Genomic DNA, 15,719 nt, shown 5'->3' with positions numbered 1-15,719 from the left:
GAGCACGCGCTGGACGACGCTCGCGACGGCCCGAGTTGAGAGCCACGCCCTAGTTCGAGCGGGTCTGGTGCTCCTCCTCGTCGAAGCGCGGGTCGGCCAGGAAGTACTGCGCCACCAGGCCCGGCTTCTTCTTCGGCGGCGGTGTCGGCTCCGGCACCATCCGCCCCTCGACGGTGTCCCAGAAGCGGTCGGCAGTGTGCATCACCTTGCGGGCGACGAGCCCGAAGAGGCCGGTGTGCGGGGTGTAGGGGTGCGGCCGGCTCGGCGCCGCGAGCTCCGCGGCGTACAACCGCATCGCGAGCGCCTCGAGCTCGGCGTCGCCGAGGCTCTCGCTGAGCCGGTCGCCGAGCATCGCCTCCTGGCGCTGGTGGTCGGTCATCGCGCCCTCGACCTCGCCCCAGACCTCCAGCCAGGAGAAGGACGTCTCGTAGACCGAGCCGTACTCGTGCGCCTTCACGTGGGCGAGCACGACCTCGAGCTCCTTGGCGGAGTGCAGGTAGTCGTGCACGAGCGTGCCGCCCTCGGGGACGCTCCGGCGGGCCGGCTGCAGCAGCACCGCGTCGACGGCGTGCAGGTGCTTGCTGGTGCTGGCGAGGAACGCGTCGATGCGGGCGTGCCCGTCGCGGGGACGGTCCGGTGGTGCCTCCATCGAGCGCGCGTCGGCCAGCCGGTCGGCGAGGCGATCCTGGGAGTGATGGATCGAGGTGCGGAGGACATCGGTCGTGCCCATCGGCGCTCACCTTCTTCGGGTGCCGTACCCCTCATGGTGCGCCTCTGCCCAGGCGCGCACAAGGGAACCTCGCGGCGTGCGGTGGTGTACACAGGTCGGACGAGAGAGGGACACCGAACCTGCACACCGGCCCGGACGACGCTGACCTGCTGGCCCGGGTACGCGGCGGTGATCACGACGCGTACGCGGAGCTGGTGCGTCGCCATGCCCCGGTGGCGATGCGCACCGCCGCGCTGCTGGGTGCCGGTGCGGATGCGGAGGACGTCGTGCAGGAGGCCTTCGTCAAGGCGTACGCCGCGCTGGACCGGTTCCGGTCCGGGGCGCCGTTCCGACCCTGGCTGCTGAGGATCGTCGCCAACGAGGCGAAGAACCTGCACCGCTCCGCGTCCCGACGGACCGCGCGGGAGCAGCAGTGGGAGCACGCAGCGCCGCTGCTCCTCGCCCGTCCGGACGACCCCGCCGATGCCGTGCTGTCGCAGGAGCGTCAGGAGGCCCTCGTCCGCGGCCTGGCCGGACTCTCGCCGCAGCACCGCCAGGTGGTCACCTGCCGCTACCTCCTCGACCTCGACGAGGCCGAGACGGCCATGGTCCTGGGGTGGCCGCGCGGCACCGTGAAGTCCCGGCTGCACCGTGCCCTGACCCGGCTGCGCGACGTGCTCGACACCGGGTCCGACCTGTCGGAGGAGGTGACCCGCGGTGGCTGACGAGCTGGTGCGCGACCTGGTCGCGCTGGGCCGCGGCGCCGACGTCCCGGAGCCGTCGGACGGCCTGGCGACCGCGGTGCTGGAGCGCGTGGCGGACGCGCCCGCACGCCGTACGGCGGACTGGTGGACCCGGCAGCGCCGCCTGGTCGCGCTCGTCGTCGCCGCGATCGTCCTGGGCCTGCTGGCCACCCCGCCGGTGCGCGCCGCCATCGCCGACTGGTTCGGCTTCGGCGCGGTGCGCGTCGAGCCGGGCGGCACCGGGAGCACCGGCCCCGCGCCCCCTCCGCCCGGCGTGCCGCCAGCCGGGTCGCTGTCGGAGGCGGCGGCGCTCGTCCCCTTCACCGTCTCGGCCCCGGCCGAGCTGGGCGAGCCCGACGGCGTCGAGGTCGCCGCCGACCGGCGCCGGGTGTCGATGAGCTGGACGACCGAGGACGCCGGCGTGCTCCGCCTCGACCAGTTCGACGCGCGCCTGGACTACTCCGCCGTGAAGCAGACGCCTGGAGTCACCTTCGTCAGCGTGGACGGCGGCGACGCGCTCTGGTTCGAGGAGCCGCACGACGTGGCGCTGCTCGAGGCCGACGGCACGCAGGTCACCCACTCCGCCCGGCTCGCCGGACACACCCTGATCTGGCAGGACGGCGCCACGACCCTCCGGCTCGAGGGCGACATCGATCTCGGCCGGGCGATCCAGCTCGCGGAGTCGTCGGAACCTGTGGGCTGACGGCGGTGTACCACCAGTGACCCGTCCCCGAGGAGGCCGCCGTGATCACCCTTCGCGCACCACTCACCGCCGTCGTCGCCGCCTGTGCCCTGGCGCTGCTGACGCCGACGCCCGCGTCCGCGGGCGGCCCCACCAGCGCCATCCTGTCGGTCCCGGGCGAGGGGAAGACAGCGTCCGTGTACTACACCGATCCCGAGTACAACCAGCTCGCCGACCTGGTCGGCGCGAACGTCGAGACGGGCACCGTCGACGAGTCCGGCAGGACGCACGAGAGCGGGCCGGGCGTGACCGTCACCTGGCTGATCCACGACGTCCAGCCGTGGCGGGTCGACCGCATCTACCTCGACGCCGACGGTGGGCCGTGGATCGCGACGCAGGTCATGGTCGGCGACTCCGGGTCGATCTGGGACAGCCCGGTCGTGTGGCACCAGCCGGCGTCCGGCAAGGAGCTCTCGATGCTGCTCGACGACCTCGGCGTCGGCCAGGCCGCACGCGCCGCCGGTGACTTCGACGGCGTCGCCGGCGCACCGGCACCCGCGACCGAGGAGCCGGCAGCGCCGTCGCCGGACACCGAGACGACCTCGTCCGTCCACGCAGCGTGGTGGGGCGTCGGGGGCCTGGTCGTCGGCGCGCTGCTCATGCTCGGCTGGACGCGCCGGCGTCCGAGGCGCGACGACGACGTCGCCGAGCCGGACCCCGACGCCGACTGGCTGGTGCCTCAGACGAGGTCGACGTCGGCGTAGGCCGCACCGGCCGCGAGCTCGGCGTACCCGGGACCGCGGTCGAAGAACGCCTCGCTCGGCTCCGGGCGGCTCGTGCGCTCGGCGACGGTCGCGGCCTCGTCGTACGACAGCGAGTCGTCGTCGAGGGAGCCGGTCAGCACCACGCCGTAGTCGGCGAGCGCGGCCTCCGGGGAGACCTTGCGCCAGACGACGTCGCGGACGACGAGCGCGGGGTCGCGCTCGAGCGGGTTGCCCCAGCCGCCACCGCCGGTGGTGCGGATCCGCACGACCTCGCCGGCCTTGATCTCCTCGGCGTCGGCGAGGGCGTCGACCTCACGCTCGTTCGGGCCGTCCGGGTCGATGGTGACCTGGAACGGCTTGCCGGCCTGGCCGCCCTTGACGCCCCAGCAGGCCAGGATCGACCGGTCGGCGATCGACATGAAGTGGCCGTCCTTGAGCATCCGGATGTGCTTCTCGTAGCCGAGGCCGCCACGGAACTTGCCCGCTCCCCCGCTGTCGATCGCCAGCGAGAGCGACTCGACGCGGAACGGGAAGCGCGCCTCGGTGAACTCGGTCGGCAGGTTCCGCGAGTCCGGGACGACGTGGATGGTGTCCTCGCCGTCGGCGTAGTAGCGGCCGCCGGAGCCGCCGCCGAGCACCTCGCGCATGAGGTACGGACGGCCCTCGAGATCCTCGCCGTACACGCCGGTGTAGCGGATCGTCTCCTGGTCGGCCGGCATGTTGCCGTCGACGGCCTTGGCGACCACGCCGGCGAGGACACCGAGCAGCCGCAGGATCACGAACGTGCGGGCATTCGTCGGCGCCGGGAAGACCGGCGTGAGCAGCGTGCCCGGCGGCGGGAACCGCATCTCGATGAGCGGCACGATGCCCTCGTTGACGTCGAGCTCGGCCATCCGCTCGGGGGTGTCGGCGAGGTTGCGCAGGATCGGCGCCAGCCACTTCTTGAGGAAGACGCCGTCGCTGTAGTCGCCGCAGTGGTTGATCGGGCCCTTCGCCTGCGGCGAGGTGCCGCCGAAGTCGAGGATCAGCCGCTCGCCGTCGGGGTCGTCGGCCGGGGTGCGGGTGAGCGTGATGCGCTGCGTGTGCAGCTGCGGGTCGTCGACGCCGTCGTGCTCGGCGTAGTCCTCCCAGGTCCACGTGCCGACCGGGATCTTGCCGAGGATCTCGCGGCGGTAGGTGTCGGTCGTACGGCTGATGATGGCGTCGAAGCAGGACTCGACGGTCTCCACGCCGTACCGGTCGAAGAGCTCGCCGAGGCGGCGCGCGCCCATCAGGCAGGCCGAGCACTCCGCGTCGAGGTCGGCGGCCAGCGACTCGGGCATGCGGGAGTTGCGGGTCATGATCGACAGCGCCGCCCGGTTGGGGACGCCCGCGTCCCAGAGCCGGATCGGCGGGACCATCAAGCCCTCCTCGAAGACGCTCGTCGCGTTCGAGGGCATCGAGCCCGGTACGGCGCCGCCGATGTCGTCGTGGTGGCCGAAGGCCTGCACGAAGGCGACGACCTTCCGGTCGCCCTCGGGACCGGCGAAGACCGGGACGGTGACGCACAGGTCGGGCAGGTGCCCGATGCCGCCCTCGGACTGGTAGACGTCGTTGTGGAAGAAGACGTCGCCCTCGCGCATCTCCTCGATCGGGAAGTCCCGGGCGACCGGGTGCACGAGCGCGGAGTACGAGCGACCGGTGAGCTTGCGCAGCAGGCGGTCGTGGATGCCGGCGCGGAAGTCGTGGGCGTCGCGGATCATCGGACTGCGGCTGGTGCGGCCGATGGCGGTCTCGACCTCCATCTCGACGCTCGCCAGGGAGCCCTGGACGATCTCGACGAGCACCGGGTCGGCGCTCGCGCCGGCGTCGGCGGTCAGGTGGCCGAACGGGAAGCTCGTGGGAGCCCTGCGGCTGTCGGTGACGGTCACTGGTCGGCCTTCCGGGTCACGATGATGTTCAGGAACTCGTCGATGCGGGCGGTGAAGCCCGGGTGGAGCGGCACGGTCGAGCCGAACTCCTCGATGATCGCGGGGCCGTCGACGACGGTCCCCGGGGCGAGGTCGGGGCGCCAGAGCACAGGCGTGTCGACGTACCCCTGCTCGGGCTCGAAGCAGACCTCGCGGCGGCCCTTCTCGGCGGGCGCGGCGCCGTCGCCGAGCGCGTGCTTCTTGATCTCGGGCCGCTGGATCGGGCCGATGCCGGAGACCCGGAGGTTGACCCACTCGACCTGCTGCGAGTCGTCGTCGGAGAAGTCGTAGCCGTAGAGCGCCTTGTGCTCGGCGTGGAAGCGGCGGGCGACCTCGTCGAGGACCGCGGCGTCGACCGGGCCGTCGGGCACGGAGACGCGGACCTCGAAGGCCTGGCCGAAGTAGCGCAGGTCGGCGGTGCGGAGGAACTGGTGCTCGTCCTCCTCGAAGCCCTCCTTGGCGAGCGCGACCGCCGCCTGGCCGGCGAGCGTGTCGTAGACGTGCGCGACGTCGGCGGCGTCGAGCTTGTCGGCGAGCGCGACGTGGGTCTGCACGTAGTCGTTCTTGACGTCGACGGTGAGGAGGCCGAACGCCGAGACGTTGCCGGGGTTCGGGGCGACCAGGACCGTCGGGATGCCGAGCACGTCCATCAGGCGGCAGAGCAGCAGGGAGCCGGAGCCGCCGAACGTCGTCAGCGTGAAGTCGCGGACGTCGAGGCCGCGCTTGACGGTCACCTGGCGCAGCGCGTTGGCCTGGTTCCACGCCGAGATCTCGAGGATGCCGGTGGCGCAGGCCGCCGGGCTCAGGCCGAGCTGCTTGGCGAGCGCCTCGATGCCGTTGCGGGCCGCGTCGACGTCGAGCGGGATCTCGCCGCCGAGCAGGTGCGGAGGGATCCGCCCGAGGAAGACGTGGGCGTCGGTGATGGTGACCTCGGTGCCGCCCTTGGCGTAGCAGAGCGGGCCGGGGTCGGCGCCGGCCGACTGCGGGCCGACCTTGAGCGTGCCCTCCGGGCTGAGCCAGGCGATCGAGCCGCCGCCGGCGCCGACCGTGACCACGTCGATCATGGGGATCTTCGACGGGAACGCGCCGACCGACCCCTCGGTCGTCAGCGTCGGCTCGCCGTCGATCACGACCGACACGTCCGTCGACGTACCGCCGCCGTCACTCGTGAGCACCTTGTCGAAGCCCGCGACCTTGGCGATCAGGGCCGCGCCCAGCGCGCCCGCGGCCGGGCCGGAGAGCACGGTGGTGATCGGCTGGTGCACGACCTCGTCGGCCGAGAGCACGCCGCCGTTGGACTTCATGACGTAGAAGGGGATGACGCGGTCGTCGTACGACGTGAGCCGGGCCTTGATGTTGTTGACGTACGCCGAGAGCCGCGGCTTGACGGCCGCGTCGACGAGCGTGGTCATGGCGCGCTCGTACTCGCGGTACTCGCGCAGCACCTCGCTCGAGAGCGAGACGACCGCGTCGGGGTGCTCCTCGGCGAGGATCGCGCGCATCCGGTCCTCGTGCGCCGGGTTGGCGTAGGCGTGCAGGAAGCAGACGCCGAGGGTGTTGACGCCCTGCGCCTTGAACCAGCGGGCGACGGCGCGGGCACCGTCCTCGTCGAACGGGCGGACCTCGTCGCCGTTGACGTCGAGGCGGCCCTCGACGCCCTTGACCAGGTCGCGCGGCACGATGCGGTCGGGCTTCACCCAGAAGTAGGAGTTGCCGTAGCCGTCGGGCACGGACTGGCGGGCGATCTCGAGCATCGCCTCGTAGCCGGTGTTGGTGATGAAGCCGAGCCGGTCGACCTTGCCCTCGAGCAGCTGGTTGGTCGCGACGGTGGTGCCGTGGCTGACGGCGTCGATGTCGGCGCCGGTCGCGCCCAGCAGCCCGAGCACCTTGTCGATGCCGGAGAGGAAGCCGTCGGCAGGGTTGCTCGGCGTCGACGGCGTCTTGGTGGTGACCAGCTCGCCGGTGTCCTCGTCGAAGGCCACCACGTCGGTGAACGTGCCGCCTGTGTCGATGCCGATCCGGATCCGTCGCTGCCGCTCTGCCATGCGCCCTATTCAACCGGCCGACCTGCGCCCCGCCCACGGCAACGATTGCCGACGAACCCGGGGTTCTGCGGCAATCCTTGCCAGCGGGTCGCGCGTCAGGGACTGACGGTGCGGTCCCAGAGGTAGATCTCGCGGATTCCGCGCTGGCTGGCCGGTGTCTCGACGACGTTGAATGCCGAGCCGTCGAACACGACCGCCTGGGCGTCCGCGGAGGCCGCCGACGCCAGGCTGGAGGTCGCGGAGTGGGCCGTGTAGACGGCGGACTCGCCGGGTGTCGAGTCCAGGTCGAGGACCATGATCGGATCACCGACGCTGTCCCTGACCCAGCTCAGGTATCGGCCGTCGGAGCTCAGGTCGACGGTCGGCGTCCGGTCGTCGGGCACCAACGACGTCCCGTGGTCGCAGGTGAGGCTGCGCCGGTGCGTGATGCCGTTCGCGTCAGACCATCCGCCGGTGAAGGTCTGCCCGTCGTCGGAGATCGCGCCGCCGCCGGGGCCGCTGGTCGCCAGCGGGCAGGAGGCCACGGCGGCACCGCCGACGAGGTCCCAGCTGACGTGGGCGCTGCCGATCCGCGCGAGGGCGTAGCGGCCGTTGGCCGAGATCACGAGCGCCTCGCCACCCGCGCCGGCCGGGAGCCACCCGCCATTGGTCGGCGGCGTCAGGGCCGTCGTCGCCGCGCCACCCACCGCCCACGTCCGCACCGTGTCGGCCGTCGACTCGACCGCCCCGGCACCTTCGCGGAGGTAGACCGTGCTGCCGTCGTCGGCGAGCGTCGCCGCCGAGACCGTGCCGGCTACCCCCGGGCTGGCGAGCTGCGTCGTGTCGTTGTGCCGGTCGTGGAGATAGGCGTCCGTCCTGCCGTCGTTGTCGCCCAGCGACGGGTGGTCCGCGCCACTCAGCCAGCTGACCATCCGGCCGTCGGCCGAGACGTGCGGCCACAGGTTCGCCGCGCTGGACGTCGTTCCGAGGCCTTCGCTCACCCTGGTGATCGTGTCGGTGGCCCGGTCCCAGGCGAAGACGTTCGGCTGGCCGTCGGTGTCGCCCGCGACGAGGTTCGTCGCGGCGGAGACGAACACGACGGTCTGGCCGTCGGCGGAGATGTCGGCGGCGAAGCTGTGCCCGTTGGGGCGCGCGCCGCCGACCCCGTGCGACACCAGGCGCACGCCGGGCTTGGCGGCACGCACGGGATAGACGTCGAGGCTCGATTCCCAGAAGCGGTGGGTCGCTGGAGCGAACCGGCGGTGATGGAAGCCGAGGCCGAGGAAGACGTCGGTGGAGGACCCCGACTGCGCGGTGCCCGACAGGCTCAGGTCATCGGCCACCGTCATCCACGTCGGAGCGGTGAGGTCCCGGTCGAGTCGCAGCTCGGCAGCTGCACCGGAGAGCCGTTCCAGCACGCGCCAGCCGCTGACCTGCTCTCCGCGCACAAAGTCGGGGCCTTCGTGTGGCACGGGCACGAGCACGGGGTCGTTGATCGGGCCGGTCAGGTAGTCCGCAGCGCGACGACCGGGGCTGGAGCCCCCTGCTGGGAGCTGGTAGCCCCGGTGGGCACGAACCGCCCGTCGGGCGGCAACACGGCTCGTGGAGCACAGGGCGTCGGCCGACCGGCACCAGGACGCCACCAGGTCACGCTTGGTCAGGACCGTCGGGAGGCGTGCTCCCCGGACCGGACCGTCCTGGCGCTTCACGCCGTACCGCCGCACGTCCTCCGACCGCCGGGCCGCGGGGTCGCCGACGAGCAGGACGGCGCCGACGTGGTCGAGGAGGTCAGCGCCGTCGTCACGCTTCGCGATCCGCGCCAGCGCCGCACGGACGACCAGGGCGCCCTGGCTGTAGCCGACCAGGATCAGGCCCTCCTCGGGGCAGTCGGCGACGCGCTGCCGGATCTTCGCGGCCAGCCGCCGGGCGTTCTTGTCGGTGCCGCGGAAGTACGCCGCATCCAGATGCCGCCGGCGCACCTGAGCGAGCGCGGCGCGCGTCAGCGGCCGGGTCGCCGGGGTCCAGGCGTAGCTGCGCTCGCCTCCGCCGTGGTCCAGGCCGAGCGGCACCATGCCCTCCGCGAGCGACCGGGTGACCTTCGCGCCGCGCCTGCCGTTGCCGGAGACCCCGATCGTGTGCGCCCACGGTCCCGAGCCCTGGGCGCTGTCGTAGATGCACGCCACTACCTGCGTTCGGGGCGCGGCAGCGGCGGAGGAGCCGGTGGCCGCCGGCACCACGGCGAGCGCACCGGCGAGGAGCACCGCTGCTGCGGCGATCGCCCGCCCGGTGGTGTGAACAGGTCGTCGGCGCAGCACCATGCCGGGACCGTAGTCCATGGCACGGCAGCGCATTGCTGATTTCGGACGGTCAGCGTCAGGCGTCAGGCGTCGGGCGCGCGGTCGTTGTAGACGCCGGCCTCCTCCTGGCCGGTCAGCGCCTGGATCGCGCGCATGATCTCGTCGGTGATCTCCCGGCGCGCCTTGCCGAGCGGCACCCCGTCGTACCGCCCCACGACCTCGATCGGCGTCCCGAAGGTCACCGTGACCGGCACGACGCGGGGCAGCCGGGCGTCGATGGGCTGGAGCCTCTCGGTGCCGGTGAGGCCGACGGGTACGACGGGCACGCCCGCCGTCAGCGCGATATGGGCGACCCCGGTGCGGCCGCGGTAGAGGCGGCCGTCGCGGGAGCGGGTGCCCTCGGGGTAGATGCCGAACGCCTCGCCCCGGCCGAGCACCTCGAGCGCGGTGTCGAGGCTGGCGATCGCGGCGCGGGAGTCGTCGCGGTCGACCGGGATCAGGCCCATGCCCTCGAACCACGCCTTCTGCAGGCGGCCCTTGACGCCGGTGCCGGTGAAGTAGTCGGACTTGGCGAGGAAGACGACCTTGCGTGGCGCGACGATCGGGATGACCAGGCTGTCGGCGAAGCTGAGGTGGTTGCTCGCCAGGATGACCGCGCCCGTGCGCGGGACGTTCTCGAGGCCCGTCACCGTCGGCCGCCAGATCAGCTTCGCGACCGGCGGCACGACCGTGTGCAGGACCGTGTACATGACCACGGCGCCAGTCTCGCGGTTACCGGCCGGTCCGCCGACTCGACGTACCGGACTCTGGCCGGAAATAGGTGAAGGGCCCTCGGAAGTATGAGTTCCAAGGGCCCTTCGGTGTGACCGGTACCGGTGACGCTCCCGGTCGACTGCTCCTCGACTCCGGTCCCGGCGGACGTCGTCACCTCGCCGCCGCGGAACGTCCCCGGCAAGCCGGCTCTGCTCCGTCTGGACCCTCGTCTCCGAGCTGTCCCGCTCCCCGTTGCCGGAGGGCGTGGGAGAAGTTCTATGCCCTGGGTCACACGGCGCGCAAGGCTTTCGCAGAACATTCTTCGGGTTCCACCGGAAATCGCCGGTCGTCCACAGAACGGGTGCCGGTTCTCCACAGGATTTCCCCAGATCCCTCCAGTTGAGCGGGATTGGCGTCGGCATGGGGTCCTGGGCCACGGGTACTGAAATGAAGGAAGGGCCCTTGCGAGTATGAGTCGCAAGGGCCCTTCGGTTTGACCGGTACCGGTGACGCTTCCGGTCGACAGGCTCGTCGTCTCCGGTCCCAGCGGCCTCGTCACCCAGCCGCCGCGATGCTCGTCCAGCAAGCTGGTCGACCACCGTCTGGACCCTCGTCTCCGAGCTGTCCCGCTCTCCGTTGCCGGAGGGCGTGGGAGAAGTTGTATGCCTTGGATCACACGGCGCGCAAGGTCTTCCACGAACATTCCCTCGGTTCCACCGAAACTGCCCCGTCGCCCACAGCCGGGGCGTCCCTGCTCCACAACAGGCGACCCATTCCCCACAGGTTTTCCACCGCCCCTGTGGAGAAGCACGAGACCGGCCACACCGTCTTGGTCGCCTGAGCCGCGCCTCCATCGACGTACCCTGAGCCGGTGAGTGAGGTGCTGGACGAGGGGCCGTTCTTCCACGGGACCAAGGCCGACCTGCACGTGGGCGACCTGCTCACCGCCGGCTTCCGGTCGAACTACCGGCCCGAGGTCGTCATGAACCACATCTACTTCACCGCGGTGCCGGACGGTGCCGGGCTGGCCGCGGAGCTCGCGGCAGGCGAGGGGGCGCCGCGCGTCTACGTCGTCGAGCCGACCGGGGAGTTCGAGGACGACCCGAACGTGACCGACAAGAAGTTCCCCGGCAACCCCACCCGCTCCTACCGCAGCAGGGAGCCGGTCAAGGTCGTCGACGAGCTGGCGGACTGGACCCGGCTGACCCCCGAGGCACTCCAGGCCTGGCGCGACCGGCTCGCGGCGATCCTCGCGGACGAACGCGGCGAGATCATCAACTGACCGGCGCACCCGATCCGGATCGGTAGTCTCGAGCTCGTGACGGGTGAGCCATCCGGCATCTTCGAGGCGTTCTACGCAGCCGCAGAGGCGGGCGGGGCCAAGCCGCCCTGGGACCATGGCGCACCTCGTCCGCAGCTCGTCGAGTGGGCCGAGGCGCGCGACCTCGCGGGGGGAGACCGCGAGGCGCTGGTCGTCGGCTGCGGCTACGGGGCCGACGCCGAGTTCCTTGCGTCGTTGGGGTTCCGGACCACGGGGTTCGACTTCGCGCCTACCGCGATCGCCGCAGCGCGGCGGAAGTATCCGGACAGCGAGGTGGACTACCTCGTCGCCGACGTCCTGGACCTTCCCGGTGCGTGGCAGGGCAGGTTCGACCTGGTCGTGGAGAGCCTGACCGTGCAGTCGATGCCACCCGAGCAGCACCCCGTCGCCGCGAGGAACATCGCCGCCCTGGTCGCTCCGGAAGGCACTCTCCTGGTCCTGGCGACCACGCGGGACGAAGGCGCTGCTGTGCAGGGCCCGCCGTGGCCGCTCAGCCGCAGCGAGCTGGAGGAGTTCGCCGACGGCGACCTCCTCCTGGGGCGCGTCGAGCGGATCGAGAGCGGAGCCTGGTGGCGAGCCGAGCTGTCCCGGGAGCCGCAGTAGCTACCCCAGGTCAGTCGGTGGCGCGCTCGCGGGCTCGGCGCCGCGCGCGATAGGCGCGGGTCTTGAGCTTGTTGCCGCAGCCGTACTCGCAGTAGTTCCGGGAGCGGTTCTTCGACTGGTCGTAGTAGGCCCATTCGCACTCGTCGAACGAGCAGATCTTCAAGCGCCACCAGAACCCGCTCATGCGAGCCTCGTGGGCCGCGAGCCCGATGCGGGCCAGCGCGCCCGCGACGCCGGCGTCGGCCGGTACGGCGACCACTCCGTCGCCGACCCACAGCAACCGCACGGGGAGCGACTCGAGGACGTCGTCGAGCATGGGGAGCGGAGCCCGCTCGGCCGCATGGTTGAGCTCGAGTGCGTCGTGCAGGCCGCGCCGCAGCCGCACCGACTCCTGGCGCTCATGGTCGCCCGCCGCCAGGCCCTCGTCGAGCAACCGGTGGCGCACCAGGAAGCCCGTCAGGCCATCGGTGGTGGCCAGCTCGTCGGTCCCGAGCTCGTGGTCGAGGGTGTTGACGAAGTCGCGGAGCAGCGCGGCCGGAGCCGGGACGCCGTCGAGCGGGCTGGCGTCGTCGGGTATCAGGTCGTTCGTCACCGCACTCCTCACTCGCGACACCAGTGTAGTTGGATTGCCGGTTGCCACCCTGCCGACACCACTGTAGCGTGATGACCGGTGTCGAGGAGGTCGGCATGGGTCACCACTACGGCTACGTGAGCGAGCAGCTCATCACCGGCGGGCTGCTCCCCCGCCGGCGCGAACGGCGGCGTACCCGCCAGTCGTACGACCCCGCTGCCGGGTCGGCTGCCGACGGCCTCGACGTGGAGGCCATGCGCGCGCACTTCGACTTCCCGGCGACCGGACGAGTGGTCACCAACAACGCGGCCACGACGCAGACTCCCCGGGAGCTGATCGACCTCTACCGCAGGCTCTCCCCCTGGTACGAGGGCGTGCACCGCGGGCAGTCGACCGCGTCGCAGCGGATGACCGAGCGGTTCGAGGAGTCGTACGACACGATCGCGACCTGGATCAACGCGCCGAGCCGACGCACCATCGCGACCTACCGGAACACCACCGAGGCGATCAACGCCGTCATGTACTCGCAGCTCAGCGAGTTCCGCGACGGCGACAACGTGGTCACCACGCTCATGGAGCACAACTCCAACTTCGTGCCGTGGTACGCCCTCGCCGGCGAGGTGCTGCCGCGGCTCGGCCGGTCGGTGGAGTGCCGGCTGGCGCGCTTCGACCACGACACCGGCGAGCTCGACCTGGACCACCTGGCGGGTCTCGTCGATGCCAGGACGAAGCTGGTCTGCGTCAGTGGCGCGTCGAACTTCCTGGGCACCAAGCCCCCGTTGCGCCGGATCCGGGCCATCGCCGACGCGGGCGGCTACCTCCAGCCGACGGGCCAGCGCGGCTCGATGCTGCTGGTCGACGCCGCTCAGCTGGCCCCGACGACGCCGGTCGACGTGCAGGACCTGGGCGTCGACTACCTCGCGTTCTCCTTCCACAAGCTGTTGGCGCCGTTCGGCGTGGGCGTCCTCTACGCTCGCGAGGCACTGCTGGAACGATCCCTGCCCTTCCTGTACGGCGGCGACATGGTCGCCGACGGGAAGGTGCGGCCCGATCGGGTGGAGTACGGCGCGCTGCCGTGGAAGTTCGCGGCCGGCACGCCGAACGTGCTGGGGGTGATCGCCTCCGCGCAGGCGCTGCGCCTCCTGGCCGACCTGGCGCTCGACGACGGCTCGCGCCGGTTCGAGAGCAGCTCACCCCTCCCTCGCGAGGACGTGATCGCCGCCATGAGCCGGGTCAACCGCCACGTCACCGACCTCACCGAGCGCGCACTCGCGCGCACCGACGGCATCCCGGGGCTGCGCACCTACGGCCCACCGGCCGGCACCGCCCGCTCACCGCTGCTGGCCTTCACCGTCAGTGGAACCGATCCCCGTGCACTGGCCGAGGCCCTCGACGAGGAGGGCGTCGAGGCGCGCGCCGGCTGCCACTGCGCCTCGCTCGCCCACTGGGACCTCGGGCTGGATCCGGGCACCTGCCGCCTGAGCTTCGCGGCGTACACCAACGAGCAGGACGTCGACCGCGCCGTGGACGCGCTCGCGGCCATCGTCCGGCGGGGGTACGCGGCGTGACAGGCTCGGCCAGCAGAGGCCGAGCCTGTCACCCCCCCTTCGAACCGTCAGCGCAGGGCGCGGTCGCCCTTGTTGGCCCAGTCGATCTTGCCCATGGCCTTGCCGTTCGCGGTGCCGTTCACCGCGGACGTCGTCTGGGCGAAGGTCAGCGTCGCGTGCGCCACGGCGTCGGCCATCAGGTCGAGCGTGTCGTCGTTGACGTTCGCGGTGGTGTCGCAAGCCGCGTGGTAGCAGGGGTCGTACGCCGTGCCGGCCGTGCCGCCGAAGATCGCTGCCTGCTCGGCGGTCTTGATCCCCTCGGCGCCGGTGAAGAGCCCGCCGGCCGGGATGCCCGCGTTGATGAACCCGAAGTAGTCGCTCCGACCGTCGAAGTCGGTCGGCTCCGACGCCTCGCCCTCGGACGCGAAGAAGTCCGTGAAGACGTCCTCGATCGTGCCCGACCCGTTGGGTCCGGACACGCCCAGTGCGTCGCCGTCGCCGTCGTACACGAAGTTCACGGCGTTGACCGAGCCGATCATGTCGAAGTTCAGGTTGAGGGCGGTGTCCTTGATGCCGCGCGCAGACAGCTGCGAGACGTAGTAGCTCGACCCGAGCAGGCCGTCCTCCTCGCCGCTCCAGAACGCGAACCGCACCCGGTTCCGCGGCTGGATGCCGAGCTCGGACATCTGGAGAGCCGTCTCGAGGATCGTGGCCGTGCCGGAGCCGTTGTCGTTGATGCCGGGGCCTTCGCCGACCGAGTCGAGGTGGCCGCCGACCACGACGGTCCGGTCGGTGCGACCGGTCGGGGTGTCGGCCAGCAGGTTCTCGGTCGTGACCGGGATGATCTCGGCGTCGACGCGGAGCTGGAGCACCAGGCCCGGCGTGGTCGCCCACTCCTCGCCCAGGTCGAACGGCGCGCTGACCACGGGGATGGAGCGCACCGGCGGGTCGAGCGTGCCGCCGAACAGCCCGAGACGGTCGTCGCCGGGGACGACGTTGCCCTGGTTGAAGATGATGACGCCGCTGGCGCCGGCCGCGATGGCGTTGTCGGCCTTGACCGAGAAGTTGCACGAGCCGCGCTGGATCAGCGCGATGTTCCCGTCCGGGAACCCGGTGAAGTCGGTCGCCTCGCAGCCGCTGGTCGAGGCCCGGTCACCGGCGAGGTTCACGTCGACGACCGTGACCGGGACCTCCCCCGTGTCACCCTCGCCGGCGAAGTCCATCGGGAAGTAGTCGACGCCGAACACGTAGTCGGTGGCCGGGGTCGGGCTGACCTTGCGCAGCGCCGAGTCGCTGAAGTCGGTCCGCTCGTAGCTGAACTGCTGCCGCGTGGTCTGGTAGCCGGCAGCCTGGAGCAGCCCTTCGACGTAGTCGACCGACGCGTCGTGCCCCGGCGTCCCGGCCTGCCGGTTGTCGCCGTTGGCGTCGGCGATCGCCTGGAGCGCGTCGAGGTGGACGGAGATGTTGTCCGCCGTCACGGCGTCCCGCAGAGCGCTGGTGTCGGTGACGCCGGCCGCCTGGGCCGGACTGCCGACGAGCGCGGTGGCGCCGAGCGCGGCCGTGGCCGTCAGCGCACCGATCTGGAGCCTGGTGGAGTTCTTCTGCTTCACGTTTGCCCTCCCCGGAGAAGTGCCCGCGGTTCGGATCGCGAGTGCGGGCCGTTCCGACGGACACTAGTGAGGCGGACATCCGGCGGGAAGCCCCTAGCGCACAAGACCTTCCCGCACAACGCCCCGTCGGGGGAGATCCTCCGCCG

General features: G+C 71.7%; 13 protein-coding genes. 6 read left to right on the top strand and 7 right to left on the bottom strand.

Annotation, left to right across the window (positions count from 1 at the left end; all coding sequences use genetic code 11):
- Window positions 1–49: 49 nt before the first annotated feature.
- Window positions 50–730, bottom strand: a complete 681-nt coding sequence (locus ACFQQI_RS21970) for a hypothetical protein (RefSeq protein WP_378569059.1) — start codon at window positions 728–730, stop codon at window positions 50–52.
- Window positions 731–849: 119 nt separating this feature from the next.
- Here ACFQQI_RS21970 and ACFQQI_RS21965 point away from each other — a divergent pair, with 119 nt between their 5' ends.
- From ACFQQI_RS21965 to ACFQQI_RS21955, 3 genes are read left to right on the top strand one after another with little or no spacing between them, the layout of a single operon-like run.
- On the top strand, window positions 850–1,434 hold the full coding sequence (locus ACFQQI_RS21965) for an RNA polymerase sigma factor (protein ID WP_378569051.1): 585 nt from the start codon (window positions 850–852) through the stop codon (window positions 1,432–1,434).
- A complete protein-coding gene (locus ACFQQI_RS21960) occupies window positions 1,427–2,155 on the top strand; it encodes a hypothetical protein (RefSeq protein ID WP_378568581.1) in 729 nt (242 codons plus the stop codon). Before ACFQQI_RS21965 ends, ACFQQI_RS21960 begins: the two co-directional genes overlap by 8 nt.
- A gap of 41 nt (window positions 2,156–2,196) precedes the next feature.
- A complete protein-coding gene (locus ACFQQI_RS21955; protein ID WP_378568580.1) occupies window positions 2,197–2,898 on the top strand; it encodes a hypothetical protein in 702 nt (233 codons plus the stop codon).
- Here the strand turns inward: ACFQQI_RS21955 and ACFQQI_RS21950 are convergent.
- The 4 genes from ACFQQI_RS21950 to ACFQQI_RS21935 form a co-directional block, all read right to left on the bottom strand.
- Window positions 2,874–4,808, bottom strand: a complete 1,935-nt coding sequence (locus ACFQQI_RS21950) for a hydantoinase B/oxoprolinase family protein (protein ID WP_378568578.1) — start codon at window positions 4,806–4,808, stop codon at window positions 2,874–2,876. The two genes, ACFQQI_RS21955 and ACFQQI_RS21950, sit on opposite strands and share 25 nt — an antisense overlap.
- The gene (locus ACFQQI_RS21945; protein ID WP_378568576.1) at window positions 4,805–6,892 is read right to left on the bottom strand and encodes a hydantoinase/oxoprolinase family protein; all 2,088 of its coding nucleotides are present in this window, start codon (window positions 6,890–6,892) and stop codon (window positions 4,805–4,807) included. Before ACFQQI_RS21945 ends, ACFQQI_RS21950 begins: the two co-directional genes overlap by 4 nt.
- A 95-nt stretch (window positions 6,893–6,987) precedes the next feature.
- Window positions 6,988–9,207, bottom strand: a complete 2,220-nt coding sequence (locus ACFQQI_RS21940) for a cutinase family protein (protein WP_378568574.1) — start codon at window positions 9,205–9,207, stop codon at window positions 6,988–6,990.
- A gap of 44 nt (window positions 9,208–9,251) precedes the next feature.
- A complete protein-coding gene (locus ACFQQI_RS21935) occupies window positions 9,252–9,917 on the bottom strand; it encodes a lysophospholipid acyltransferase family protein (protein ID WP_378569050.1) in 666 nt (221 codons plus the stop codon).
- 875 nt (window positions 9,918–10,792) lie between these two features.
- On the opposite strand from ACFQQI_RS21935, the gene arr reads away from it, so the two are divergent.
- Together arr and ACFQQI_RS21925 are read left to right on the top strand one after the other, a co-directional pair.
- Complete coding sequence (gene arr, locus ACFQQI_RS21930) at window positions 10,793–11,203, top strand: NAD(+)--rifampin ADP-ribosyltransferase (RefSeq protein WP_378568572.1); 411 nt, start codon at window positions 10,793–10,795, stop codon at window positions 11,201–11,203.
- A gap of 36 nt (window positions 11,204–11,239) precedes the next feature.
- Window positions 11,240–11,845: a class I SAM-dependent methyltransferase gene (locus tag ACFQQI_RS21925; protein WP_378568570.1), complete on the top strand. Its 606-nt coding sequence runs from the start codon at window positions 11,240–11,242 to the stop codon at window positions 11,843–11,845.
- 10 nt (window positions 11,846–11,855) lie between these two features.
- Here ACFQQI_RS21925 and ACFQQI_RS21920 read toward each other — a convergent pair whose 3' ends face one another.
- Entirely contained in the window at window positions 11,856–12,437 is a 582-nt protein-coding gene (locus ACFQQI_RS21920; protein WP_378568568.1) for a CGNR zinc finger domain-containing protein, read from the bottom strand.
- A gap of 71 nt (window positions 12,438–12,508) precedes the next feature.
- Between ACFQQI_RS21920 and ACFQQI_RS21915 the strand changes: the two genes are divergently transcribed.
- Window positions 12,509–13,984 (top strand): aminotransferase class V-fold PLP-dependent enzyme, encoded by a 1,476-nt coding sequence (locus tag ACFQQI_RS21915; protein ID WP_378568566.1) that lies wholly within the window; start codon window positions 12,509–12,511, stop codon window positions 13,982–13,984.
- Between the two features lie 47 nt (window positions 13,985–14,031).
- On the opposite strand, the gene ACFQQI_RS21910 is transcribed toward ACFQQI_RS21915, so the two are convergent.
- Complete coding sequence (locus ACFQQI_RS21910) at window positions 14,032–15,573, bottom strand: M28 family peptidase (protein WP_378568564.1); 1,542 nt, start codon at window positions 15,571–15,573, stop codon at window positions 14,032–14,034.
- Between the last annotated feature and the right edge of the window lie 146 nt (window positions 15,574–15,719).

The sequence above is a fragment of the Nocardioides sp. GCM10030259 genome, from assembly GCF_042666375.1.
In the GTDB taxonomy this organism is placed as follows: Bacteria; Actinomycetota; Actinomycetes; order Propionibacteriales; family Nocardioidaceae; genus Nocardioides.
Note: the sequence above shows the minus strand (reverse complement) of the source record. Positions and strands in the feature narration are given on the sequence as shown.

Coding starts and splice junctions, on each gene's coding strand:
- ACFQQI_RS21970 (WP_378569059.1), bottom strand. CDS start 730: ATGGGCACGACCGATGTCCTCCGCACCTCGATCCATCACTCCCAGGAT.
- ACFQQI_RS21945 (WP_378568576.1), bottom strand. CDS start 6,892: ATGGCAGAGCGGCAGCGACGGATCCGGATCGGCATCGACACAGGCGGC.
- ACFQQI_RS21940 (WP_378568574.1), bottom strand. CDS start 9,207: ATGGACTACGGTCCCGGCATGGTGCTGCGCCGACGACCTGTTCACACC.
- ACFQQI_RS21935 (WP_378569050.1), bottom strand. CDS start 9,917: ATGTACACGGTCCTGCACACGGTCGTGCCGCCGGTCGCGAAGCTGATC.
- ACFQQI_RS21915 (WP_378568566.1), top strand. CDS start 12,509: ATGACCGGTGTCGAGGAGGTCGGCATGGGTCACCACTACGGCTACGTG.